Annotated in this window: 28 protein-coding genes; 17 read left to right on the top strand and 11 right to left on the bottom strand. The window is 67.6% G+C overall.

Annotated elements, in window-relative coordinates; all coding sequences use genetic code 11:
* The first annotated feature begins 75 nt into the window (after positions 1-75).
* Complete coding sequence (locus AB431_RS11945; protein ID WP_047330104.1) at positions 76-780, top strand: alpha/beta fold hydrolase; 705 nt, start codon at positions 76-78, stop codon at positions 778-780.
* On the opposite strand, the gene AB431_RS11940 is transcribed toward AB431_RS11945, so the two are convergent.
* Together AB431_RS11940 and dut are read right to left on the bottom strand one after the other, a co-directional pair.
* Positions 777-1562: a DUF3710 domain-containing protein gene (locus tag AB431_RS11940; RefSeq protein ID WP_047330103.1), complete on the bottom strand. Its 786-nt coding sequence runs from the start codon at positions 1560-1562 to the stop codon at positions 777-779. The two genes, AB431_RS11945 and AB431_RS11940, sit on opposite strands and share 4 nt — an antisense overlap.
* The gene (gene dut, locus AB431_RS11935) at positions 1562-2026 is read right to left on the bottom strand and encodes a dUTP diphosphatase (RefSeq protein WP_047330102.1); all 465 of its coding nucleotides are present in this window, start codon (positions 2024-2026) and stop codon (positions 1562-1564) included. Before dut ends, AB431_RS11940 begins: the two co-directional genes overlap by 1 nt.
* 25 nt (positions 2027-2051) lie before the next feature.
* Between dut and AB431_RS11930 the strand changes: the two genes are divergently transcribed.
* Entirely contained in the window at positions 2052-2528 is a 477-nt protein-coding gene (locus tag AB431_RS11930) for a DUF3093 domain-containing protein (RefSeq protein WP_047330101.1), read from the top strand.
* Between the two features lie 10 nt (positions 2529-2538).
* Here the strand turns inward: AB431_RS11930 and AB431_RS11925 are convergent, their stop codons facing one another.
* Positions 2539-2841, bottom strand: coding sequence for a DUF4193 domain-containing protein (locus AB431_RS11925; RefSeq protein WP_047330100.1), 303 nt, complete (start codon positions 2839-2841; stop codon positions 2539-2541).
* A 170-nt stretch (positions 2842-3011) separates the two neighbouring features.
* On the opposite strand from AB431_RS11925, the gene cei reads away from it, so the two are divergent.
* Positions 3012-3662: an envelope integrity protein Cei gene (cei, locus tag AB431_RS11920; RefSeq protein ID WP_047330099.1), complete on the top strand. Its 651-nt coding sequence runs from the start codon at positions 3012-3014 to the stop codon at positions 3660-3662.
* Here cei and AB431_RS11915 read toward each other — a convergent pair whose 3' ends face one another.
* On the bottom strand, positions 3663-4520 hold the full coding sequence (locus AB431_RS11915; RefSeq protein WP_047330098.1) for an inositol monophosphatase family protein: 858 nt from the start codon (positions 4518-4520) through the stop codon (positions 3663-3665).
* Positions 4521-4621: 101 nt separating this feature from the next.
* On the opposite strand from AB431_RS11915, the gene ppgK reads away from it, so the two are divergent.
* From ppgK to AB431_RS11895, 4 genes are all read left to right on the top strand, one after another.
* Entirely contained in the window at positions 4622-5404 is a 783-nt protein-coding gene (ppgK, locus tag AB431_RS11910) for a polyphosphate--glucose phosphotransferase (RefSeq protein WP_047333334.1), read from the top strand.
* 171 nt (positions 5405-5575) lie between these two features.
* Positions 5576-7096: an RNA polymerase sigma factor gene (locus AB431_RS11905; RefSeq protein ID WP_369803017.1), complete on the top strand. Its 1521-nt coding sequence runs from the start codon at positions 5576-5578 to the stop codon at positions 7094-7096.
* Between the two features lie 208 nt (positions 7097-7304).
* Entirely contained in the window at positions 7305-8639 is a 1335-nt protein-coding gene (locus AB431_RS11900) for a serine hydrolase domain-containing protein (protein ID WP_144418460.1), read from the top strand.
* 22 nt (positions 8640-8661) lie between these two features.
* Complete coding sequence (locus tag AB431_RS11895) at positions 8662-9042, top strand: RidA family protein (RefSeq protein WP_047330096.1); 381 nt, start codon at positions 8662-8664, stop codon at positions 9040-9042.
* Here AB431_RS11895 and AB431_RS11890 read toward each other — a convergent pair.
* On the bottom strand, positions 9018-9383 hold the full coding sequence (locus AB431_RS11890) for a DUF952 domain-containing protein (RefSeq protein ID WP_047330095.1): 366 nt from the start codon (positions 9381-9383) through the stop codon (positions 9018-9020). The genes AB431_RS11895 and AB431_RS11890 overlap by 25 nt on opposite strands.
* 158 nt (positions 9384-9541) lie before the next feature.
* Between AB431_RS11890 and AB431_RS11885 the strand changes: the two genes are divergently transcribed.
* On the top strand, positions 9542-9733 hold the full coding sequence (locus AB431_RS11885; RefSeq protein ID WP_047330094.1) for a hypothetical protein: 192 nt from the start codon (positions 9542-9544) through the stop codon (positions 9731-9733).
* Positions 9734-9793: 60 nt separating this feature from the next.
* Complete coding sequence (locus AB431_RS11880) at positions 9794-10801, top strand: YihY/virulence factor BrkB family protein (protein ID WP_047330093.1); 1008 nt, start codon at positions 9794-9796, stop codon at positions 10799-10801.
* Here AB431_RS11880 and AB431_RS11875 read toward each other — a convergent pair.
* Positions 10788-11027, bottom strand: a complete 240-nt coding sequence (locus AB431_RS11875) for a DUF3039 domain-containing protein (protein WP_047330092.1) — start codon at positions 11025-11027, stop codon at positions 10788-10790. The genes AB431_RS11880 and AB431_RS11875 overlap by 14 nt on opposite strands.
* 68 nt (positions 11028-11095) lie before the next feature.
* Here AB431_RS11875 and AB431_RS11870 point away from each other — a divergent pair, with 68 nt between their 5' ends.
* From AB431_RS11870 to AB431_RS11860, 3 genes are all read left to right on the top strand, one after another.
* The gene (locus tag AB431_RS11870; RefSeq protein ID WP_082135651.1) at positions 11096-11509 is read left to right on the top strand and encodes a DUF3099 domain-containing protein; all 414 of its coding nucleotides are present in this window, start codon (positions 11096-11098) and stop codon (positions 11507-11509) included.
* A gap of 117 nt (positions 11510-11626) precedes the next feature.
* Positions 11627-12616: a sigma-70 family RNA polymerase sigma factor gene (locus AB431_RS11865; protein WP_255353550.1), complete on the top strand. Its 990-nt coding sequence runs from the start codon at positions 11627-11629 to the stop codon at positions 12614-12616.
* A gap of 121 nt (positions 12617-12737) precedes the next feature.
* Positions 12738-13427, top strand: coding sequence for a metal-dependent transcriptional regulator (locus tag AB431_RS11860; RefSeq protein WP_047330089.1), 690 nt, complete (start codon positions 12738-12740; stop codon positions 13425-13427).
* Positions 13428-13430: 3 nt separating this feature from the next.
* On the opposite strand, the gene AB431_RS11855 is transcribed toward AB431_RS11860, so the two are convergent.
* Positions 13431-14489 (bottom strand): DUF4192 domain-containing protein, encoded by a 1059-nt coding sequence (locus tag AB431_RS11855; protein ID WP_047333332.1) that lies wholly within the window; start codon positions 14487-14489, stop codon positions 13431-13433.
* Positions 14490-14665: 176 nt separating this feature from the next.
* Here AB431_RS11855 and sthA point away from each other — a divergent pair, with 176 nt between their 5' ends.
* Positions 14666-16078 carry a Si-specific NAD(P)(+) transhydrogenase gene (gene sthA / locus AB431_RS11850; protein ID WP_047330088.1) on the top strand — a complete coding sequence of 471 codons (1413 nt, stop codon included), beginning with the start codon at positions 14666-14668 and terminating at the stop codon, positions 16076-16078.
* A gap of 4 nt (positions 16079-16082) precedes the next feature.
* Here the strand turns inward: sthA and AB431_RS11845 are convergent, their stop codons facing one another.
* Entirely contained in the window at positions 16083-16862 is a 780-nt protein-coding gene (locus tag AB431_RS11845) for a serine protease (RefSeq protein ID WP_047330087.1), read from the bottom strand.
* Between the two features lie 187 nt (positions 16863-17049).
* Between AB431_RS11845 and AB431_RS11840 the strand changes: the two genes are divergently transcribed.
* From AB431_RS11840 to AB431_RS11830, 3 genes are read left to right on the top strand one after another with little or no spacing between them, the layout of a single operon-like run.
* Positions 17050-18024, top strand: coding sequence for a proteasome assembly chaperone family protein (locus AB431_RS11840; protein WP_047333331.1), 975 nt, complete (start codon positions 17050-17052; stop codon positions 18022-18024).
* A gap of 33 nt (positions 18025-18057) precedes the next feature.
* A complete protein-coding gene (locus AB431_RS11835) occupies positions 18058-19092 on the top strand; it encodes an alpha/beta fold hydrolase (RefSeq protein ID WP_047330086.1) in 1035 nt (344 codons plus the stop codon).
* Positions 19093-19115: 23 nt separating this feature from the next.
* Positions 19116-19802: a PhzF family phenazine biosynthesis protein gene (locus AB431_RS11830; protein WP_047330085.1), complete on the top strand. Its 687-nt coding sequence runs from the start codon at positions 19116-19118 to the stop codon at positions 19800-19802.
* 6 nt (positions 19803-19808) lie between these two features.
* Here AB431_RS11830 and nrdR read toward each other — a convergent pair whose 3' ends face one another.
* On the bottom strand, positions 19809-20273 hold the full coding sequence (gene nrdR, locus AB431_RS11825) for a transcriptional regulator NrdR (RefSeq protein ID WP_047330084.1): 465 nt from the start codon (positions 20271-20273) through the stop codon (positions 19809-19811).
* Between the two features lie 91 nt (positions 20274-20364).
* Entirely contained in the window at positions 20365-20847 is a 483-nt protein-coding gene (locus AB431_RS11820) for a LysM peptidoglycan-binding domain-containing protein (RefSeq protein WP_047330083.1), read from the bottom strand.
* Positions 20848-21061: 214 nt separating this feature from the next.
* Here AB431_RS11820 and lexA point away from each other — a divergent pair, with 214 nt between their 5' ends.
* Positions 21062-21757 (top strand): transcriptional repressor LexA, encoded by a 696-nt coding sequence (lexA, locus tag AB431_RS11815; RefSeq protein WP_047330082.1) that lies wholly within the window; start codon positions 21062-21064, stop codon positions 21755-21757.
* Between the two features lie 16 nt (positions 21758-21773).
* Here lexA and AB431_RS11810 read toward each other — a convergent pair whose 3' ends face one another.
* On the bottom strand, positions 21774-23924 hold the full coding sequence (locus AB431_RS11810) for an LGFP repeat-containing protein (protein WP_047330081.1): 2151 nt from the start codon (positions 23922-23924) through the stop codon (positions 21774-21776).
* Positions 23925-24066: the final 142 nt, after the last annotated feature.

Here is a 24066-nt window from a genome sequence, read left to right as displayed (position 1 = left end):
CATGTCGCGCGCCCGCGTACTACGTGGCATACCCGCGTTAGCCATTGCTAATACGTCACAGGGCACCATCATGAGATGAGCATCACCTTTCGTGGCGTCACAGCGGTCCTGCTGCCCGGTACGGGCTCCGATGACGACTACGTGTACCGCGCCTTCGCCGGGCCCCTGCACGGGGTCGGCGCCGTGCTCACGACGCCTGCGCCCCAACCCGCCCGGTTGGTTGCCAGCTACCTCGAAGCGCTCGACGACGCCGCCCGGCAAGGCCCGATCATCGTCGGTGGGGTGTCGATCGGCGCGGCGGTGACGCTGTCCTGGGCACTGGCCCACCCGGGGCGCGCGGTCGCGGTGCTGGCCGCACTGCCCGCGTGGAGCGGCTCGGCCCAGTCGGCTCCGGCCGCGCTGTCGGCCCGGCACACCGCTGACCAGCTGCGCACCGAGGGCCTGGTTGCCACCACCGCGCAGATGCGGGCCTCCAGTCCGGCGTGGCTCGCCGACGAGTTGGCGCGCAGCTGGCTCGGTCAGTGGCCGGAGTTGCCCGATGCGATGGAGGAAGCCGCCCGGTATGTCGCTCCGAGCGTTGCGGACATACGACAACTGACGGTGCCGATGGGCGTGGTGGGAGCGACCGACGACCCGATCCATCCGCTGGAGGTGGCGCTGGAATGGGTGGCGGCGGCACCGCACGCCGCACTGCGGACGGTCAGCCTCGACGACTTCGGCCCGAACCCGGAGGTTCTGGGCTCTGCTTGCCTGGCGGCGCTGACCGACGCCGGGAGCTAACCGCCGGTGCTGGAGCTGCGCAGCTGCTGCATGGCCGAGCCGGACGCGCTGCGCCGCTCGGTCGGCGGCTGAGCCTGGCCCTGCTGCTCCTGCACCAGCGCCTGCTGAGCGGCGACCATCTGGGCTTGCTGAGCTGCAGCCTGCCGCAGCTGCTCGAGCATCGGCTCGGGCAGCTGCACCTGCAGCGGTGTGCGCACCGGCAGCGGGGTATCACCACGACGAACGACGGTGTCGCCCAGGGCTTCTCGTGCTTCAGCAACCAGGTTTTCCATGGCCTCCGGCGCCCCGTTGACCACGCAGCGGATCATCCAGCGGTATCCGTCGACACCGATGAAACGCACGACGCCGGCTCCGATGCCGACCACCTCGCGACCCCACGGGCCGTCCTCGATGGAGACCCGCGCGTTGTCCTTGCGCAACGAGTCGGCCAGCTCACTGGCCACCTCGCGCCACAGCCCCGGCGACTTGGGCGCCGCATAAGCGGCGATCGTGAACCGGCCGTGCGGCGTGACCACCCACACCGCGCTGGGCACTCCCACCTCGTTCAGCTCGACCTGGACCTGGCCGGCCGCCGGCATCGGCACCAGCACCGAGCCGAGATCCAGCCGGGCTTCCGCGGCGTCGGCCGGGTTGTCGAAATCCTCGATGTCGAACGGGCCGCCCTCATAGTCGTTCTCACCGCCGTCGACGTCATCGACGTCATCGACGGCGGCCTCGTCGGCCACCGGGGTTTCCGGGGCCGCGTCCGTGCCGGGCTCGTTCTTACGTCTGCCGAATGCCATCACAAACTCGCATGTCCGCCGGAGGATCCGTAGCCGCCCTCGCCACGGGTGGTGTCAGCCAGTCCGGCCTCGTCGAACGAGGCCACCTCGACCAGCTCTGGAAGTTCGACCCGCTGGACCAGCAACTGGGCGATGCGGTCGCCACGCCGGATCGTGATCGGCGTCGCGGGGTCGAGGTTGATCAACGACACTTTGACTTCGCCGCGGTAACCGGCGTCGATCGTGCCGGGGCTGTTGACGATCGAAAGTCCTACGCGCGCAGCCAAACCGGAGCGCGGGTGGACCAGTCCGACCATGCCGTGCGGAATCGCCACGGCGATCCCGGTGCCTACCAGTGCGCGCTGACCGGGCGCCAGGTCGACGTCCTGCGCGCTGAACAAATCCACGCCCGCATCACCGTCATGGGCGCGGCTGGGCATTGGGAGATCGCGGTCGAGGCGAACCACCGCGAGACGAGTCGGCACGGTGGGAAAGACTACCCTTGGCCGCGTGTCTGGTTCGCGTGTGACCTCGCAAACCGTGCGGTACCGCGAGCGGCTGTGGGTGCCGTGGTGGTGGTGGCCGCTCGGCCTGGCGCTGGCGGCTCTGATCGCCAAGGAAGTCACGATGGGTGTGCGCACCCTGCCGGTCTGGCTGCCTTACGCCGTGCTCGGCGCGGTCGCGGTCGGCGTGCTGTTGTGGCTGAGCCGCACCGAGGTTCGGGTGGTGACCGGCGGCGACGAGGTCGAACTGTGGGCCGGTCAGGCGCATCTGCCGATGTCGGTGGTCTCCCGGTCCGCCGAGATCCCGCGGACGGCGAAGTCGGCGGCGCTGGGCCGCCAGCTCGACCCGGCTGCGTTCGTGCTGCACCGCGGCTGGGTGGGCCCGCTGGTCCTGGTCGTGCTCGACGACCCGGATGATCCGACGCCGTACTGGCTGGTCAGCGCCCGCCATCCGGACCGGGTGCTGTCGGCGTTACGCAGCTAGCCTCGATCGGCTAAGCCGCGCAGTCCGTGCAGAGCATCACGCCGTTCTTGTCGCTGGCCAGCCGGCTGCGGTGGTGCACCAGAAAGCAGCTCGAGCAGGTGAACTCGTCAGCCTGCTTCGGAACAACGCGCACCGACAGTTCCTCGCCCGACAGATCTGCGCCGGGGAGCTCGAAATTCTCCGCGGAATCCGTTTCGTCGACATCGACCACGGCTGACTGCGCCTCATTGCGGCGCGCCTTCAATTCCTCGAGCGAGTCCTCGGACACCTCGTCGGTCTCGGTGCGCCGCGGGGCGTCGTAGTCGGTAGCCATCTTCTGTCCCCTCGTAACCTCAGCATGGCTTTGTATCAGCGTGGAACGGATCCGCCAAACGATTCGTGCCCAGATCACCCTTACGTCATGTGTGATTTACGTCACATGTATTCATTTGGTTGGACGGGCGTGTTGGGCCGGGATCGGCCGGCTGCCTCTAGAGTGCATCCGTGGTCGCTCAAATCACGGAGGGTACGGCCTTCGACAAGCACGGTCGCCCGTTCCGTCGACGCAACTACCTGCCCGGCCTGATCGCGCTGGGCGTCATGTTCGTAATCACCGCCATCGTGTGGGGGTTTGTGCTCACCCGCCCCGTGGACGTGCGGGAGGCCGCCACCTGCAACCCGCCGCCGCCGGCCACCGATCCGGCAGCGCCCAAGCTCGGCGAGCAGGTGTCACACTCCTCGATGATCGACGTCGCGCCCGCCAAGCTGGTCGACACCAAGATCCGGGTGCTCAACGCCAGCGGCCAGGGCGGGCAGGCCGGCGAGGTCGCCGGCGCGCTGCGCGACCTCGGCTTCGCGCAGCCCACCGCGGCCAACGACCCGATCTACACCAGCACCCGGCTCACCTGCCAGGGGCAGATCCGCTTCGGCTCCAGCGGCCGTGCCGGCGCGGCGGCGGTCTGGCTGGTGGCGCCCTGCGTCGAGTTGTTCCAGGACGACCGCAAAGACGACTCGGTGGACCTGTCGATCGGCACCGACTTCACCGGGCTGGCACACAGCGACGACATCGACGCCGTTCTGGCCGGCCTGCGCCCCGACGCGACCGAGCCGGCCGATTCGACGCTGCTGACCAAGATCCACAACGGCACCTGCTGACTACAGCGGTCGCAGTCCCCCGAGTCGCTCCAGCGCGCCGGTGAGCTCCGCGGCGATCCCCGGCGCCGCCGCCACCAGCAGCCCGCCGTCTTCGTCGGGCGCGGGCAACGCCACCACCGCGCCCGCCTCGCGGGCGATCAGCGCCCCGGCCGCCCAGTCCCAAACATGCAAGCCGTGCTCGTAATGGGCGTCGAGGCGGCCCGCCGCGACCAGGCACAGATCGAGCGAGGCCGAACCGATCCGGCGAACGTCGCGCACCAGCGGCAGCAGCTCGGCCAGCAGCGCCGACTGCTCGGCGCGCCGCCGCGCGGCGTAGCCGAAACCGGTGCCCACCAACGCCATCGAGAGCTCGGTCACCGTGCTGGCGCGCAATACCCGGCGCCGCCCACCGCTGTACACGTGAGCTCCGCGGCCGGCCGCCGCGGAGTAGACCTCGCCGCCGACCACGTCGGCCACCGCGCCCGCGACCGACCGTCCGTCGATCTGTGCCGCAATCGAAATCCCGTACGCCGGAATGCCGTACATGAAGTTGACGGTCCCGTCGATCGGATCGATCACCCAGCAGACGGCGCCGTCCGCACCGGCGGCCGGTCCCCCGCCCTCCTCGCCGAGGATCACGTCGTCCGGTCGCAGCGCGCCGAGCCGATCACGCAGCAGCAGTTCAGTTTCGGTGTCGACCACGGTCACCGGATCGGTCGGCGTGCTCTTCGTCCCGACCAGTCCGGTGTGGACCGCACCCGAGGCCGCGCCCTCCTCGTCGTCGAAGACCTCGGCGCGCCGGCGACGGACGAATGCGGCGGCTTCGACGGCCAGCTGCTCGGCCAGCACGCGCAGTTCTTCTCCCCGGTCGTCGCTCACCTGACCATCGCAGCACAGAGATCCCGACACCGGTACAAAGGGCCACGCAGCGCACTAGTGTGTGCATCGCGCAGACCGCCCGCCTCGCCGAGGAGCAGCCCATGCCCGACACCGAATCCGCCACCACCCCCGGACCGAACCGCGGGTTCGGCGTCGACGTCGGCGGCAGCGGGGTCAAGGGCGGGATCGTCGATCTGGACACCGGGAAACTGATCGGCGAGCGCTTCAAGCTGCTCACCCCGCAACCGGCCACGCCCGAGGCGATCGCCGCGACCGTCGCCGAGGTGGTCCGGCACTTCGAGTGGACCGGTCCGCTCGGTGTCACCTACCCCGGCGTCGTCGTCAACGGTGTCGTGCAGACCGCGGCCAACGTCGACAAGGGCTGGATCGGCACCAATGCCTCGCAGATCATCAGCGATGCTCTCGGCGGCCAGCCGGTGACTGTGCTCAACGACGCCGACGCCGCCGGCGTCGCCGAACAGCGCCACGGCGCCGGACGCAACCGGGACGGCGTGATCGTGTTGCTGACGTTCGGCACGGGAATCGGATCCGCGGTGATCCACGGCGGCCAGCTGTTGCCGAACACCGAGTTCGGCCACCTGGAGGTCGACGGCAAGGAGGCCGAGCATCGGGCGGCCTCCTCGGTCAAGGAACGCAAGGACTGGAGCTACGAGCGGTGGAGCCAGGAAGTCACGAAAGTGCTGGTCAGCATCGAGAACGCGATCTGGCCCGACCTGTTCATCGCCGGCGGCGGCATCAGCCGCAAAGCCGACAAATGGATCCCGCTGCTGAAGAACCGGACCCCGGTCGTCGCCGCGGAACTGTTGAACGAGGCGGGCATCGTGGGGGCCGCGATGTCGGCTCAAACCGACGTCACACGCTGATTTTTCCTCGCTCGGCGCGGTTGCGGCCCACACTGTCGTTACAATGGTCAACGGCGGCCGCCTACCGGATATAGCGGCGAGAATCCACCACGCGATCCACGCCAATAGTCCTCATAGCCGACGCTCTCGGTGGCGTGCCCACGCCCGCCGAGAGCAAGCACGACCGAAAGGGTGTACGTGGCAGCGACCAAGGCAAGCCCGGCAACCGATGAGCCGGTGAAGCGCACCGCCACCAAGACTCCCGCGAAGAAGCCGGCAGCCAATGGTTCCGCGCCGGCCAAGCGTGCCACCAAGGCCGCTCCCCGCGCCGCCGGAGCCGAAGCCGGGGACCCGGACGTCACCGACACCCCCGGCTCCGCGGCCACCCCGACCAAGGCGCGCGCCACCAAGGCAGCGGCGAAGAAGGCGCCCGGCACCCGCGGCCGGGCCAAGAAGGACGCCGCCCCCGCCGGCACCGACGCCGAGGCCGGCACCGAGGAGGAGCTCGACGGCGAGCTCGACGTCGATCCTGAACTCGACGTAGCCGACGACGATCTGGTGCTCGACGACCTCGAAGATGTTGCCGACGACACCGACGAGGCGTCCGACAGCAGCGACGAGGAGACCGAGGAAGGCGCCGCAGCCAAGGAAGCCCCCGTCGCCGAGGGCGAGGCCGCCGACGACGAGGACATTGCCGAACCGTCCGAGAAGGACAAGGCCTCCGGCGACTTCGTCTGGGACGAGGAGGAGTCCGAGGCGCTGCGGCAGGCCCGCAAGGACGCCGAGCTGACGGCATCGGCCGACTCGGTCCGTGCGTACCTCAAGCAGATCGGCAAGGTCGCGCTGCTGAACGCCGAGGAGGAGGTCGAACTCGCCAAGCGGATCGAGGCCGGTCTCTACGCCACGCAGCTGATGCTGGAGAAGACCGACAAGGGCGAGAAGCTTCCGGTGCAGCAGCGCCGCGACATGCAGTGGATCTGCCGCGACGGCGACCGCGCGAAAAACCATCTGCTGGAAGCCAACCTGCGTCTGGTGGTGTCGCTGGCCAAGCGCTACACCGGCCGTGGAATGGCGTTTCTGGACCTCATCCAGGAAGGCAACCTGGGTCTGATCCGCGCGGTCGAGAAGTTCGACTACACCAAGGGCTACAAGTTCTCGACCTACGCCACGTGGTGGATCCGCCAGGCGATCACCCGCGCGATGGCCGACCAGGCCCGCACCATCCGTATCCCCGTGCACATGGTCGAGGTCATCAACAAGCTCGGCCGCATTCAGCGTGAGCTGCTTCAGGACCTGGGCCGCGAGCCCACTCCCGAAGAGCTGGCCAAGGAGATGGACATCACGCCGGAGAAGGTGCTGGAGATCCAGCAGTACGCGCGTGAGCCGATCTCGCTGGACCAGACCATCGGCGACGAGGGCGACAGCCAGCTCGGCGACTTCATCGAGGATTCCGAGGCCGTCGTGGCCGTCGACGCGGTGAGCTTCACCCTGCTGCAGGATCAGCTGCAGTCGGTGCTCGAGACGCTCTCCGAGCGCGAAGCCGGCGTGGTGCGGCTGCGGTTCGGCCTGACCGACGGTCAGCCGCGCACCCTCGACGAGATCGGCCAGGTCTACGGGGTCACCCGTGAGCGGATCCGGCAGATCGAGTCCAAGACCATGAGCAAGCTGCGCCACCCCAGCCGCTCGCAGGTGCTGCGCGACTACCTCGACTGAGGGCACGCCGATTCAGCTGTGCCACAGCCGTTTTCAGTCGGCAGCGCGAGCTGCCGGGTGCATACTGCTGACCCTGGCTACCGCGTGTTCGCACGGCGCCGCGCCGCACGCCTCAGTGACCGAAACAGCCCGTCCCGCTCAGATCCCGGTGGCGCCGGTCAGGCCCCCGAGTCCGCCCACCCCCGACATCGCGGCGGTGTCGGACATCATGACCGACGCGATCGCGGCCAACCGGCTGCCCGGCGCGGTCGTCGTGGTCGGCCACGGCGGCAAGGTCGTCTTCCGCAGGGCCTATGGGGTTCGCAAGCTCGCCGGTGAACGAGGCCTCGACGGCTCGCCGGCCCCCGCCGAGCCGATGACCGAAGACACCATCTTCGACCTCGCGTCGCTGACGAAGCCGCTCGCTACGGCGACAGCTGTGATGCAGCTCTACGAACAGGGCCGGCTGCACTTCGACGATCCCGTACAGAGATACCTGCCCGGCTTCAACCTCGGTAACGACCCCGCGCGCGCCGAGGTGACCGTGCGCATGCTGCTCACCCACACCTCCGGTGAGACCGGCGACGTCGAGCTCAAGGATCCGTGGGGATTGGACACTCCAGACCGGACCGAGGGCTTTCGTCGTGCGCTCACCACGCCGCTGGAATCCGCTCCCGGCGAGCTGTTCCGCTACTCCGACATCAACTTCATCCTGCTCGGCGCACTCGTCGAGCAACTCACCGGCGAGCCCCAGGACGACTACGTTCAGCGAGCCGTGTTCGCCCCGCTGGGCATGACCGAAACCCGCTATCTCCCGCTGGCGAAGGTTTGCGGTCCGCACACGACCCGTGGCGCCGCGGCTTACTGGGCACCCACCGGCGTCACTGAATGTGCTCCGGGACAATGGGATACGAATATGCTGCCGCTCATCGCACCGACTGCGTGGGATGAGGAGAACCCCGGCGAGCCGAGCCGCAACCCCGATTTCGGCCACCTGCTACGCGGCACGGTTCACGACACGACGGCACGGCGGATGGGTGGCGTGGCAGGGCACGCCGGTGTGTTCTCCACCGCCTCGGATGTCAGCGCCTACGCCCAGGCCCTGCTCGACCGGCTTGGGGGCCGACCGAGCAGCTTTCCGCTTGCGCAGTCCAGTCTCGAGTTGATGACGTCGCCACAGCAGCCCGGGCACAGCGCGGGTCAACTCGACGCGGCCAACGCAGCGGCCGCCACTTCAGGGCGGAACCCCGCAGACCCCCTGCTCGCCGCGCGGTATCCGGCGATCCGCGGGCAGAACCTTCGCGGGTTCGGCTGGGACATCGACACCGGCCAATCCACCACGCGCGGCGCAGTGTTCCCGATCGGCAGCTTCGGCCACACGGGCTTCACGGGGACCTCGCTGTGGCTGGACCCGGGTTCGGACACCTACGTCGTCGTGCTGTCGAACGCCGTCCACACCCGCGGCAGCGCACCGATCTCAGCGTTGCGTGGCGACGTGGCCACCGCCGTCGCGCAATCCCTGGGCCTCTACGGCAGCACACCGTCAACTCCCCCGGGGCGATGACTGAACTCCTATCGTGAGCGCCATGGCAGCACAGCGCAGGACGATCTCGTCGGGAACCGAATTCGAAGACCTGGTCGGATACTCGCGCGCGGTTCGCACGGGGCCGCACGTAGCGGTCTCGGGCACCACCGGCGCCGGCGAAGACGTTGTCGTACAGACCCGAAACGCCTTGCAGCGCATCCAGCAAGCCCTGACCGACGCGGGCGCCGACCTGTCCGATGTGATCCGGACCCGGATCTATGTCACCGACATCTCGCGGTGGCGCGCGATCGGCGCCGTACACGCGGAGTTCTTCGGCGCCATTCGGCCTGCCGCCACCATGGTCGAGGTTGCCGCCCTCATCGAACCGGGGCTATTCGTCGAGATCGAAGCCGACGCTTACGTCGACGGCTCGAACGGTTGAAACCGGCCGTCCGGCCCCGGCCGGTATGGGGTGACATTGATCACGGCGCTGACAGGCAGCCGGCCGTACAGGTGCGGGAACCTCATCGACTCCGGATCCGTTGGAACACCAGGTTCCCAACGCAGCGGCGAGTCCAGCACCTGCGGGTCGATGTGTAACAGCACCAAATCGGTGCGATCGGCGTAGAGCCGATTGGCCGGCAGGTGCACCTGCTCACTCGTCGAGAGGTGAATGAATCCGACTTCGGTCAGGGATGCGGGGCAAAGTTCGCCAACGATTTGAGCGGCTTCCCAGTCTCGCTGTCCGCACAGGTGGAGTAAGAATTCCGGATTCGGGTACATACGACCACACTGCAGTACCCGCAACACGACGAGGCGTGAGACACGACACAGCGTTAAACCCCTAGGGAACAAGGCCCAAACGAAGAACGTCTGAGACAGTAGAGATACGTGACGGTGGCGCCCAGTCACCGACGCGATGAGCACCTTACGGAGGAGCTATGAACGCAACGTTGACCAGTCCCGAATTGACCAGGGCTGATCGCTGCGACCGCTGTGGAGCAGCGGCTCGCGTGCGCGCCAAGCTTCCTTCGGGCGCCGAACTCCTGTTCTGCCAGCATCACGCCAACGAACACCAGGCCAAGCTGCTCGAGCTGGCCGCGGTGATCGAAGTCAGCCCGTCGGAGGCGTAGTAGCTACTCTCGGCCGCGTCGCTGGGCAGGACCGCCCTCGTCAGGAATGCTGGGCTGGTCATGACTGACCAATCCGCCAAGCCGTCTCGCCATCACCTATGGCGGATCTCGAAACGGACATTGTCCAAGAGTTGGGACGACTCCATCTTCTCCGAGTCGGCCCAAGCCGGTTTCTGGTCGGTGTTGTCGTTGCCGCCGCTGCTGCTCGGAGTGCTCGGCAGCCTGGCCTACATCGCGCCGCTGTTCGGGCCCGACACCCTGGCGACCATCGAGAACCAGCTGATCAGCTTCGCAAACAGCTTCTTCTCGAAGAACGTGGTCACCGAGATCATCGAGCCGACGGTCCGCGACATCGTGGCGGGCGCCCGCGGTGAGGTGGTGTCGTTCGGCTTCGTGATCAGCCTGTGGGCCGGCTCATCAGCCATCTCGGCATTCGTCGACTCGGTGGTGGAAGCCCACGACCAGACGCCGTTGCGCCATCCGGTGCGGCAACGATTCTTCGCGCTCGGGCTCTACGTGGTGATGCTCGTCTTCGTGATCGCGAGCGCGCCGCTCGTGGCGCTCGGCCCGCGCAAGATCTCGTCGTATCTCCCCGACAGCTGGGACAACTTCCTGCACTACGGCTACTACCCCGCGCTGGCCTTGGCGCTGATCTTGGCGGTGACGATCCTGTACCGGGTGTCGCTGCCCAAGCCGTTGCCGACACATCGCCTGGTGTGGGGGGCGCTCCTGGCGACGGGGGTGTTCGTGGTCGCGACGATGGGTCTGCGGTTCTATCTGACCTGGATCACCAGCACGGGCTACACCTACGGGGCGCTGGCAACCCCGATCGCGTTCCTGCTGTTCGCGTTCTTCCTCGGCTTCGCGATCATGATCGGGGCCGAACTCAACGCCGCGATCGAAGAGGAGTTCCCCGCGCCGACCCCGCATGCCGATCAGGTGTGGACGTGGTTGCGAAGCAAGGCGAAGTCCAAGGGAGAGCCCAAGGGAGACAAGGACCCCGAGGACGACGAGCCGCAGCCGGCACCCGCCGCGACGACCGAGTCGGCTCCGGTCAGCCCTTCTTGAGGTTCTCGTAGACCCGCTTGCAGTCCGGGCAGACCGGCGAACCGGGCTTGGCCGCGCGGGTCACCGGGAACACTTCGCCGCACAGGGCGACGACGTGGGTGCCCATCACGGCGCTCTCGGCGATCTTGTCCTTCTTGACGTAGTGGAAGACCTTCGGCGCGTCGTCGTCGGTCCCGTCGTCGACGCGTTCGTCGGTGTCGGTGCGTTCGATCGTCTGGGTCTGCATGTAGACATTGTGCCCGGTCGGACAGCCGTAAGAAACCGTAAGAAACCGGGACGCATATCGATCGAGGAATGTGGAACAGTGGAGGTATGAAGCGTGAGCTGGGATTCGACGACGAAGGTCGGCCCGTGCTCATCACCGCCGCCGCGACGCCCTACGAAGAGCAGCATCGCCAGCGCGTGCGGAAGTACTTGACCATCATGTCTTTTCGGATTCCGGCGTTGATCCTGGCGGCCGCGGCCTACGGACTATGGCACAACGGGCTCATCTCGCTGGCGATCATCGCGGTGTCCCTGCCGCTGCCGTGGATCGCGGTGCTGATCGCCAATGACCGCCCGCCCCGGCGCGCCGAGGAGCCGAGGCGTTTCAACGACAACCCGCGGCGGACCCAGCTGTTCCCGCGTGCCGAGCGCCGCGCGCTCGAGACCGGGATATCGGCGGCGCAACCGCATTCGGCCGGTGGCTCCGACCCCGGTTCCCACTGACCGCCGACGCGGTCGTTTCTCAGGACATTCTCAGGGCTCCCCGGTATTCGCGCACTTCAGACGGTGTGAACCGACAGCCATGCGGGAACTCTTTGCTCCGATGGCACGTTGAACGCATTGACAGTCGCAGCCGATCAGGAGGCCACCATGGCAAATGCCACCACCAGCCGATTTGACAGCGATCTGGACGCCCAAAGTCCAGCCGCCGACCTGGTGCGCGTGTATCTGAACGGCATCGGCAAGACCGCGCTGCTCACCGCCGAGGATGAGGTCGACCTGGCCAAGCGCATCGAGGCGGGCCTGTTCGCCCAGCACCTGCTGGAGACCAAGAAGCGGCTCAGCGAGAACCGCAAGCGCGACCTCGCCAGCATCGTGCGTGACGGTCAGGCGGCCCGCAGCCACCTCCTCGAGGCCAACCTGCGCCTGGTGGTGTCGCTGGCCAAGCGCTACACCGGTCGCGGTATGCCGCTGCTGGATCTCATCCAGGAGGGCAACCTGGGTCTGATCCGCGCGATGGAGAAGTTCGACTACACCAAGGGATTCAAGTTCTCGACCTATGCCACGTGGTGGATCCGGCAGGCCATCACCCGCGGTATGGCCGACCAGAGCCGCACCATCCGGCTGCCTGTCCACCTCGTCGAGCAGGTGAACAAGCTGGCCCGGATCAAGCGTGAGATGCACCAGAGCCTGGGCCGCGAGGCCAGCGATGAGGAACTGGCTGAAGAGTCGGGCATCCCGGTCGAGAAGATCAACGATCTGCTCGAGCACAGCCGCGACCCGGTGAGCCTGGACATGCCGGTCGGCAGCGATGAAGAGGCCCCGCTGGGCGACTTCATCGAGGACGCCGAAGCAATGTCGGCGGAGAACGCGGTGATCGCCGAGCTGCTGCATACCGACATCCGCCACGTGCTTGCCACGCTCGACGAGCGGGAGCAGCAGGTGATCCGGCTGCGGTTCGGCCTCGACGACGGCCAGCCCCGCACCCTCGACCAGATCGGCAAGCTGTTCGGGCTGTCCCGCGAACGAGTCCGCCAGATCGAGCGCGAGGTCATGGCCAAGCTCCGCAACGGCGACAGGGCAGATCGGCTGCGCTCCTACGCCAGCTGACCAAGCAATTCCCCTAGCGTGCCCGTCGGCGATGCCGGCGGGCACGCTGCCGTCGGGGCAGTGTTGCATGTCCGTTTTCCCAGCTAGCCAAGTAGACTCGGGCCAGACGAAGGGTGTCCTTATGAACGATCTGGTCGATACCACCGAGATGTATCTCCGAACGATCTACGACCTCGAGGAAGAGGGCGTAATCCCGCTGCGCGCACGCATCGCCGAGCGGTTGGAGCAAAGTGGTCCGACAGTCAGCCAGACCGTGGCTCGTATGGAGCGCGACGGTCTGCTGCAGGTGGCCGGCGACCGGCATCTGGAATTGACCGAGAAGGGCCGTGAACTTGCGGTCTCGGTGATGCGCAAGCATCGGCTCGCCGAGCGGCTCCTGGTGGACGTGATCGGCCTGCCGTGGGAAGAGGTGCACGCCGAGGCCTGCCGCTGGGAGCACGTGATGAGCGAGGACGTCGAGCGCCGCTTGGTGCAGGTCCTCGACGACCCGACGGTGTCTCCGTTCGGCAACCCGATCCCCGGCCTGTCGCTCCTCGGGCTGGACATGAGCCAGTTCGAAGACGCCAACCTGGTGCGTCTGACCGAGCTGCCCGCCGGCTCCCCCGTCGCCGTGGTGGTACGCCAACTCAGCGAGCACGTTCAGGGTGACGTCGAACTGATCGGCCAGCTGAAGGAAGCCGGCGTGGTGCCCAATGCCCGTGTGCAGGTGGAGAACAGCCCGCACGGCGGTGTCACGATACTGATCGGTGGCCACGAAAACGTCCACCTCCCCCACGAGATGGCCCACGCAGTCAAGGTCGAGAAGGTCTAGCCTTCACACCGCGCGGCGGCCAAACGTGCGCCGCGGCGGAAGCCGCACCCCCAACCGCTTGGCGAGCCGGTATCCGGTGCCCGCCAACTCGCGAATCTGCTCGGGCCGCATGCCGGACTGCAGCGCGGTGTCGAGCATGGTCGCCATCTGGTGCTCCGGGTCGGTGCGCAGCGCCGCCTCCAGCGACAGTCCCGCCAACGGGCCGTCGCCGCGGGCGTACGCCGAAAAGGCCAGCAGCACAAGGGCTTCCGCTCGCCATGGATCGGGAAGTGTGCGCGCCAGCGCCGCCCACAGCGCCTCGGCGTTTCCGGCCGCGGCCCCGACGGCCAGCGCGTAGAGCGTGTCACGCACGTCGACATCGGTCAGCGCGCACGCCAGCATCGCGAGCTCGGCATCGTCAAGTTCCGCGCCGTCACTCACGCGGGCGCTGATCGCCATGGCCGCTTCGACGTCGCGGCGGCCGCAACCGTCGGGATCGGCGCGCCAGTCGATCTCGCGCGCCTCGGCATGCGCGGCGATGGCCGGCACCAGTGCAGCCGTGCGGCCGGCGTCAGCAACGGCGACCACCGCCTGCAGATCGGACCGGCGGGGGTACAGTCGCCGCCCCTCGAGAACGGCGGCCGCGGCCAGCGGGGAGGCCAGCGGATCCTCCACCGCCCCGAACGCCCCGCAGCCGTCGACGCAGTGCCAGCGGCCGCCCACCTCGATCCGGTCGACGACGTGGGTGGCGTAGATGTCCATGTCGTAGGTGGACAGGGCCTTCGCCAACTCCTCGCACATGTCGCGATAGTCCTGGTTGCACATCGGACACGGGGCGCCCTCGGCATCCACAATCACCGCCACCACCGTCTCCGCGCCTGACGCTGCGGCTACTTCGGCCAGGTGAGTGAGGTCGCCACCGATCGCCTTGGCCAAGTCCAGGCGCATCACGGCGCCCATCTCGCCGGCCTCCAGGGACACCAGCACCAGTGACTTCTCCGGCACGAAGCCGAGAACGGCGGGCAGGCCGGCGATCAGCGCGCCGGGACTGGTGAAGCGATAGTCGGGTTCGTGTGTCGTCATGGCCTGACGGTCGCAACCCGCGCCGACCAAACCGGCCTGCTGAGCGCCGCCGAGCCCGGGGTTGGGGATGAACTCGGAACTGTGGATAACGGCCGAGACCTCCGGGACACATTGTTCATGTCGTATTGACACGGTCGGCATGCGAGATTCGGCAAAGCGGCGTACATCTTGTCCTCATGAGTGTGGAATACGACCTCGTCGTCATCGGCTCGGGTCCCGGCGGTCAGAAGGCCGCCATTGCCGCAGCCAAGCTGGGCAAGACGGTGGCCGTCATCGAACGCGGGCAAATGCTCGGCGGTGTCTGCGTCCAGACCGGCACGATCCCGTCCAAGACGCTGCGCGAGGCCGTCCTCTACCTGACCGGTATGAGCCAGCGCGAACTCTATGGCGCCAGCTACCGGGTCAAGGACAAGATCACTCCCGCCGACCTGCTGGCCCGCACCGAACACGTGATCCGTAAAGAGGTCGACGTGGTGCGAAACCAGCTGATGCGCAACGGTATTGAGCTCTACGTCGGGCACGGCCGGTTCATCGACGAGCACACCATCGAGGTCGAGGATCCCACCCGCGCCGAGCACGTCATCGTCAGCGGCCGCTACATCATCATCGCCACCGGCACCAAACCTGCGCGGCCTGCAGGCGTCGAGTTCGACGAGAACCGGGTGCTCGACTCCGACGGCATCCTCGACCTCAAGACGATCCCGGGCTCGATGGTGGTCGTCGGCGCCGGGGTGATCGGCATCGAGTACGCCTCGATGTTCGCCGCCCTGGGCACCAAGGTCACCGTCGTCGAGAAACGCGACACGATGCTCGACTTCTGCGACCCCGAGATCGTCGAGGCCCTGCGCTTCCACCTGCGCGACCTGGCGGTCACGTTCCGGTTCGGCGAGGAGGTCACCGCCGTCGACGTCGGCTCGGCGGGCACCGTCACCACCTTGGCCAGTGGTAAGCAGATTCCGGCCGAGACCGTCATGTACTCGGCCGGCCGGCAAGGCCAGACCGACCATCTGGATCTGGCCAACGCCGGGCTGGAGGCCGACAATCGAGGCCGGATCTTCGTCGACGAGAAGACTTTCCAGTCCAAGGTCGACCACATCTACGCCGTCGGCGACGTCATCGGCTTCCCCGCCCTGGCGGCCACATCGATGGAACAGGGCCGCCTGGCCGCCTACCACGCGTTCGGTGAGCCGACGGCCGGCATGACCGTGCTGCAGCCGATCGGCATCTACTCGATCCCCGAGGTGTCCTACGTCGGGGCCACCGAGGTCGAACTGACCAAGGCCGCCGTCCCCTACGAGGTCGGGGTGTCCCGCTACCGCGAGCTCGCCCGCGGCCAGATCGCCGGCGATTCCTACGGCATGCTCAAGCTGCTGGTGTCCACCGAGGATCTCAAGGTTCTGGGTGTGCACATCTTCGGGACCGCGGCCACCGAGCTGGTGCACATCGGCCAGGCCGTGATGGGCTGCGGCGGAACCATCGAGTACCTGGTCGACGCGGTCTTCAACTACCCGACGTTCTCGGAGGCCTATAAGGTCGCGGCTCTGGACGTGATGAACAAGCTGCGCGCCTTGAGCCAGTTCCGCCGCTAGGCGCTCAACACTCGCTGTCGAACGACTGCGGTGCGTCGTCGCCCGGACCGCCTGCCTCGGCGCGGGCCAGCAGCGCCGCGGTTGCCCCGTCGAACGGCGACGAATACGAGATGCTGTCGCCGCAGCCGCCACCATCGAGCCCGCCGATCACGCCGATCACCGTCGCGCCGCTGATCCAGGGACCACCGCTGGTGCCGTCACCGAGGCCGTTGCAGCGCAGCGAGGGGTAACCGTGGTCGCTTCCGGCGGTCGTATCGCAGCCTAGCGCTGGGCCGCCGTCGCCCATCGGATAGCCGATCACCGTGACCGGACCCGACCGGGCCGTCCCGAGCGTCAACGCCTGCCCGGCGACGGCTTCGACGGTTCCGCCGGCGGGCCTGCTGACCCGAACGAACGCGTAATCGGCCTTGGGGTCTTGGGTGGTGACCCACCGCGGATCGAGGTAGACGGCGTCGACGGTCCAGACGTCGCCGGAAGCGGCGCTCTCGTCGAATCCCGGCACGAACGTGGCGGGCAGGCCCGCGGCCAGGCAGTGCGCGGCCGTCACGATCAGGTCACCGCCGCTGGAGTGGACCACCGAGGCGGTGCAGGTATGGGTGTCGGTGCCGCCGAGGAAGAGCGCTCCTACCGCGGGCCGGGCCGCAACCGGCCGGGCATCGGTGGCCGCCGCGGGTTGCGCACCGGGCTCCTCGGCGGCTTTGGCCCGGGGTTCGGTGGCCGAGTGGCAGCCGGCCATCAGAACCGTGGCCATCGCCAGGTTCAGTGCCGCCGCCAACGTTCGCATCGCTCGATCATGCCCGATCTGCGTGGTTCGGGCCCGGGTAGATGATTGGCCCCGGGGAACGGCGGGCACGCCACCTGCGTTGTGCAACACGGACGCTATGGCCAGCGCTCACCCGAATCTGCGAGACACTGGTGTCACGGTAGAAGGGGACGAGGACGCGCCCCGGCACCGCGAGGAGGCGGAGACGATGACTGACGAGCAGGGACAGCAGTACCAACCTGAGCAGACCGGAATGTACGAACTGGAGTTTCCGGCGCCGCAGCTGTCCGCGCCCGACGGGCGCGGACCGGTGATGATTCACGCTCTCGAAGGCTTCTCGGACGCCGGCCACGCCATTCGCCTGGCCGCAGACCACCTCAAAGCCAAGCTCGACACCGAACTGGTGGCCTCGTTCGCCATCGACGAACTGCTGGACTACCGGTCGCGGCGGCCGCTGATGACGTTCAAAACCGACCACTTCACCGACTACGACGATCCGCAGCTGAACCTGTACGCGCTGCGCGACAGCCTCGGCACCCCGTTCCTGCTGCTCGCCGGGCTGGAACCGGACCTCAAGTGGGAGCGGTTCGTCACCGCCGTCCGGCTGCTGGCCGAGCGGCTCGGGGTGCGTCAGACCATCGGACTCGGCACCATCCCGATGGCGGTGCCGCACACCCGTCCGGTGACGATGACCGCGCACTCCAACAACCGCGAGCTGATCACCGAGTTCACCCCGTGGGTCGGCGAGGTACAGGTCCCTGGCAGCGTGTCCAACCTGCTGGAGTACCGGATGGCCCAGCACGGCCACGAAGTCATCGGCTTCACCGTCCACGTGCCGCACTATCTGGCCCAGACCGACTTCCCGCCGGCCGCCGAGGCGCTGCTGGAGCAGGTCGCGAAGCTGACCGCGCTGCAAGTGCCGCTACGCGCCCTCACCGATGCCGGTGAGGGCATCCGCACCAAGATCGACGAGCAGGTCGAGGCTTCGCCGGAGGTCGCTCAAGTGGTGACCGCACTGGAGCGACAGTACGATGCTTTCGTTGCCGCTCAAGAGAACCGGTCGCTGCTGGCGCACGACGAGGAACTCCCCAGCGGCGAGGAATTGGGCGCGGAATTCGAGAAATTCCTCGCCCAGCACGCCGAGGACTTCAAAGACGGTTTCAACGACACCCCCGAAACCTGACGAAGCCCACCGCACCGATGACGGGGTTGGCCAGTGACGCAGCAGAAGACTCAGCGAAAGCCCAATCTGCAGCCGGTGCGGGATGTGACACCCACGCTGCATTTCCGGACAATTCACGGATACCGGCGGGCGTTTCGAGTGGCCGGGTCGGGTCCGGCGCTGCTGTTGATCCACGGGATCGGTGACAACTCCACGACCTGGCATTCGGTACACAGCAAGCTCGCCCAGCGGTTCACCGTGATCGCCCCCGACCTGCTGGGGCACGGGCAGTCCGACAAGCCGCGGGCCGACTACTCGGTGGCGGCCTACGCCAACGGTATGCGCGATCTGCTCAGTGTCCTCGACCTCGACAACGTCACCGTGGTCGGGCATTCCCTCGGCGGCGGCGTGGCGATGCAATTTGCCTATCAGTTCCCGCAATTGGTGCAGCGGCTGATCCTGGTCAGCGCGGGCGGCGTCACCAAGGAGGTCAATGTCGCGCTGCGTGCGGCCTCCCTGCCGATGGGCGGAGAGGCGCTGGCGCTGTTGCGGCTGCCCATGGTACTGCCTGCGCTGCAGGTTGCCGGGCGGGTGCTGGGCAGCGTCTTCGGCTCGACGGGCTTGGGCCGTGACCTGCCCGACGCGCTGCGCATCCTGGCCGATCTGCCCGAACCGACCGCGTCGTCGGCGTTCACCCGCACGCTGCGTTCGGTGGTGGACTGGCGTGGCCAGGTGGTCACCATGCTCGACCGATGTTATTTGACCGAATCCGTTCCCGTGCAACTCATTTGGGGAGACCAGGACTCGGTTATCCCGGTCACCCACGCCCGCATGGCGCACTCCGCCATGCCTGGCTCCCGACTCGAGATCTTCGCCCGCTCCGGGCACTTCCCGTTCCACGACGACCCCGACCGCTTCGTGGAGGTTGTCGAGAAATTCATCGACTCCACCGCACCCGCCGAATACGACCAGGACGCCCTGCGTGAACTTCTGCGCAACGGACTGTCCGAGCGCGCGGTCACCGGCTCGCTGGACACCCGGGTTGCCGTGCTCGACGCTTTGGGAGCCGACGAGCGCAGCGCCACCTGACTCGGTCGTCGTAAAGTCGAAATATGACCGTCGACGTGACCGTGTTGCGGGTGTTCACCGACGCGGGCGGCAACTTCGGCAATCCGCTCGGCGTCGCGGACGCGGCAACCGTGCCCGCCCCTGAGCGCCAGCGGGTCGCCAACGAATTAGGTTACAGCGAAACGATATTCATCGACCTACCGGCCGACGGATCGACCACCGCGCACGCGCGCATCTTCACCCCCGTCACTGAACTGCCGTTTGCCGGGCACCCCACGGTGGGCGCGGCCTGGTGGCTGCGCGAGCGCGGCACGCCGATTCGCACCCTCCAGGTTCCGGCCGGCATCGTCGGCGTCAGCTACGACGACGACCGCACGGTGATCCGCACCCGGGCGGAGTGGTCACCGGAGTTCGCCATTCACGACCTGCTGTCGGTGGATGAGCTCCTGGACGCCGATCCGGACGACTATTCCGATGACGCCGAGCATTACCTGTGGGCGTGGGTGGACCGCGACGGCGGACATATCCGGTCGCGAATGTTCGCGTCCGACCTCGGCGTTCCGGAAGATGAGGCAACGGGATCGGCGGCGGCGCGGATCACCGATTACCTCAGCCGCGATCTGACCATCACACAGGGCAAAGGATCCCAGATCTATACGACATGGGACGCGCAAGGATGGGTGCTGATCGCGGGCCGGGTGGTCAGTGACGGTGTGCGACAGCTGGATTGAAGTGGCTCAGCCGGAGGTGCCGACGGCGCGATGAGCGCGCAGCGCCTCGATCTCGCGTTCGAAATCCTCAGCCGAGCTGAATGAGCGGTACACCGAGGCGAATCGCAGGTAGGCGACCTCGTCGAGTTCACGAAGCGGGCCGAGGATCGCCAGTCCGACCTCGTGGCTGGGGATTTCCGGAGAACCGGCCGCGCGCACGGTGTCCTCGACCTGCTGGGCCAGCAGATTGAGGGCGTCGTCGTCGACGTCGCGGCCCTGGCAGGCGCGGCGGACACCGCTGATGACTTTCTCTCGGCTGAAGGGTTCGGTGACCCCACTGCGCTTCACGACCGCGAGCACTGCGGTCTCCACAGTGGTGAACCGCCGGCCGCATTCGGGGCAGGACCGGCGCCGCCGGATGGCCTGACCCTCGTCGGTCTCTCGGGAGTCGACGACGCGGGAGTCCGGGTTGCGGCAGAACGGACAATGCATGACCGCTCCTTTGCTCCGCCGTGGCCCGATGATTCGAACCACTGAAAGCGTACCTGCGCCGTCTGTCGAGCGGCCACGGCCAGCACGGTGGTCAGCCGATCGGCGCGATGAGCGTCTGCCCGGCGTCCAGGGACGCCGAATCCAGCTTGTTCAGATCACGGATGCGTTGCATGACCTGTCCGGCGGGTGCATCGGGGGCGACGCGGCCGGCCAGCTGCTGCAGCGTCTCTCCTGTCTGCACCTGAACCACGGCGAGCTGGTCGGGCATCTGCTCGGTGGCTGCGGGCGAACCGCTGAAGTGGCCGACCAGCCCGAGCCACAGCGTGATCAGCGCGGCCACCCCGGCCAGTGCGATCGTGACGGCCGTGCTGACCGGCCGGCGCGTATGCGGTGCCCGCGAGAAGGCGACACCGGTGCCGCGGTACTGGATCGGCGCGATGGCCGGCCGGGCCGGGTGCGGCCGGTAGGCCCGTGGCCCGGCCGGACGGTGCCGAGCTGGGGCGACAGGTGCGCCGGACGTCCGCCGGTACACCGGTGCCGAGATGAAAACCTGTCGATCATCGATGACTGTCACGTCTGTGTCCTTCCTTCGAGGCCGCCCGTGTTCGCTCTTGTGTTCGAAATATACTCGATCATGCGTTCGAAAACCGAACATGTGAGCGAGCGTGTTCGAAGAATAAATCCGGCCACCGACAAGTTTTGTTCCGCCGACCGTCGGCCGGCACCGGATCGCGACACGGTCGAACAAATGTTTGAATTTCGACGCACACGCGACTACATTCGGCCTCATGAGCGACCGCAGTGAGACATCGGGTACCGACACCAGCCGCCGCGACAACGCCGAATCCGGGTTGACGGAGCGGCAGCGAACCATCCTCGACGTGATCCGGGCCTCGGTCACCAGCCGCGGCTATCCCCCGAGCATTCGTGAGATCGGCGATGCCGTCGGCCTCACGTCCACGTCATCGGTGGCACACCAGTTGCGCACCCTGGAGCGCAAGGGCTATCTGCGTCGTGACGCCAACCGGCCCCGTGCCGTCGACGTGCGCGGCGCCGATGATGCCGTCACCGCGGTGCGCACCGAGGTCGCCGGTTCGGACGCGCTGCCCGAGCCGACGTTCGTGCCCGTGCTCGGGCGCATCGCGGCCGGCGGCCCGATCCTGGCCGAGCAAGCCGTCGAAGATGTCTTCCCGCTCCCGCGCGAGCTGGTCGGTGAGGGCTCACTGTTCCTGCTGAAGGTCGTCGGCGAGTCCATGGTCGACGCCGCGATCTGCGACGGTGACTGGGTCGTGGTACGTCAGCAGAATGTGGCCGACAACGGCGACATCGTCGCCGCGATGATCGACGGTGAAGCAACCGTCAAGACGTTCAAGCGCACCGGTGGCCAGGTCTGGCTGATGCCGCATAACCCGGCATTCGACCCGATTCCCGGTAACGACGCTGCCATCCTCGGCAAGGTCGTCACCGTCCTCCGCAAGGTCTGACAGGGAGGCGAGAGCCTCACTCCGCCTTGTGGAATCCGTTCGCCTGCGCGAGTTCCTCACTGGCGAACCACACTTCGGGCACGGTGTCGTTGTAGAGCGCCGAGTCCGGTGTGTAGTACAGACCCGAATGCGTATTGGCTTTGACCACGTAACCGTCCGGCGCCTGATAGGGATCTGACAGGGGAAGGTGAATCGCGGGGCGGTTCGACGCGTTTTCGGCGTGGACATCGGACTGCAGTACCTCGGCGGGCGCCGTCGAAGCATCCTCCTCGACATCGACCACGTCGGACTCGACGATTTGCTCGGGCTCGGGCTCGACCGGTTCCGGTTCCGGTTCCGGTTCGGGCTCGGCGGCGCGACGACGCCGCGGCGTGCCGAGCTCACCCAAGTTGAGTCGCCACATCGCCTGCGAATCCTCGAGATTCACTGCCGCATGGCGGCCCGAATCGCTCGATTCCTCGTCCTCGAGATCCTCGACCTCGGCGTACTCGAACTCGGCAGGAGCCTCGTCGACGTCGTCGGCGTCGTACTCACCGGTCTGCCCGGTCTGCTCGGCCTCGTCGGGAATGCGGGTCGGCGTGGTGTCGATGGAGTCTTGATCGCCGTCGAACACATCCTCGGGTCCGGGCTGCGACTTCTCGTCTCCCTCGGGTGCCCAGCCGAAGCCCGGCGCCACGGCGACCTGCGCCGGGCCGCCGTCGGGAAGGGTCGAGAAGCGCGAGCCTGGTGAGGCGTCCGCCCCGCGGGCGGCCTCACTCGGCCAGTGATCGTCGTCGTCGTAATCCGAGTCGTGGAAGTCGTCCTCGATCTCGTCACCGGCGCGCCGGCGGCGCTGCAGCCACAGCAGGCCCAAGCCGATCACGGCCAGCAGCAACAACACCGGGATGATGATCAGCAGCCACCACCAGTGGAAGCCGACGCTCTTGCCGGACGTGGATCCCGACGGGCCGGCCTGGGAGCCGGCTGCGGCCGGCACCTGCACACCGGCCAGCGAACCGGCCAGCTCCGGTGGTTTGGTGGTGAACTGGTTGGTTGCCTTGTTCCAGGTGATCTCACCGCCGCTGAACTTCTGACTCACGGTGTCGCCGTTCACACTCTGCTCACCGGTCGGCACACCCAGCTTGCCGGTCGCCCCGCCCAGCTTGGCCCAGGCCGCGTTGATGGCGCCGCGCACCACGATGGCGCCGTTGTCCGGTGTCCAGAAGATCACCGGCTTGTCCTGAGCGCTGAACGCACTGACCCGGCTGTTGGGCGCGCCCCCGTCGGCCTCGGTGCCGGTCGGCAACCCGAGATCGCCGGTCGGTCCGCCGGCCGCTTCGTACTTGGCCAGGATCGCACCGGTCACCGCGTGCGCACCGGTCGCCGGGGTGTAGAAGATCTTGCCGCCGGCGTAATCCTGCGCGGCGCCGTCGTCACCGATCTTCTGCTGGGCGCCCTGGCGGGCGCCGAGCGGTCCGGAAATGCCGCCCGCGGCGCGCCATGCCTGGTTGATCGCCGTCGTCGCGTCGGTCGGAACCTCGAGACCGGCCAGGTTGTTGGCCAGTTCGGGCGGCACGGTGGTGAAGGTCTTGGTGCCGCTGTCGTAGGCGATCTCCCCGCCGGTGAACTTCTGGCTGACCACATTGCCGTTGTAGGTCTCATCCCCGGTGGGAACACCTACCGTGCCGGCAGACCCGCCGAGCTTGTCCCACGCCGCGTTGATCGCGCCACGCACCACCCACGCGCCGGTGTCGGGCGTCCAGAAGATGGCCGGCTTGTCGCTTGCGCTGAACGTACTGACCTGGCTGTCCGGGCCCACCAGGCCCGCGACCGCATCGATGGTGGGGAATCCGAGGTCGCTGTCGGCCGGCCCGCCCAGTGCCTGGTACTTGTCCAGGACCGCGCCGAAGAGCAGGTGAGCGCCGGTGCCCGGGCTGAAGAAGATCTTGCCGCCGCTGAAGTTCTGGGCGAAGCCGTCGCCGACGGCGTAGACGTCGCCGTCCTTGGTGCCTACCGCAGAGGTGTCACCACCCGCCGCCTGCCATGCCTGGTTGATGGCATCGCCGGCGTCACTTTGAGGGTCCGCGATCGCCCCGGGCGCCCACAGCAGCGCGGCCGCAGCCGTCGCCAGGACGCCGAGCGCCATCCGCCCGACGCCTCTACCGAGACGACTTCCAAGCCTGGTCATGCACTCTCCCCGCAGTTTCGGTCAAGATGCTTCCCCTCATCCTCCGCGCCAACTCTGCTTCAGCACCTCACGACACGCGGCGTTTCTGTCAGATAACCGATGCGCTGACGGGCGGAAATACGCGAAAAGCCCAGGACAAGCC

Source organism: Mycobacterium sp. EPa45 (assembly GCF_001021385.1).
In the GTDB taxonomy this organism is placed as follows: Bacteria; Actinomycetota; Actinomycetes; order Mycobacteriales; family Mycobacteriaceae; genus Mycobacterium.
This window is presented reverse-complemented; position numbering and strand designations above follow the sequence as displayed.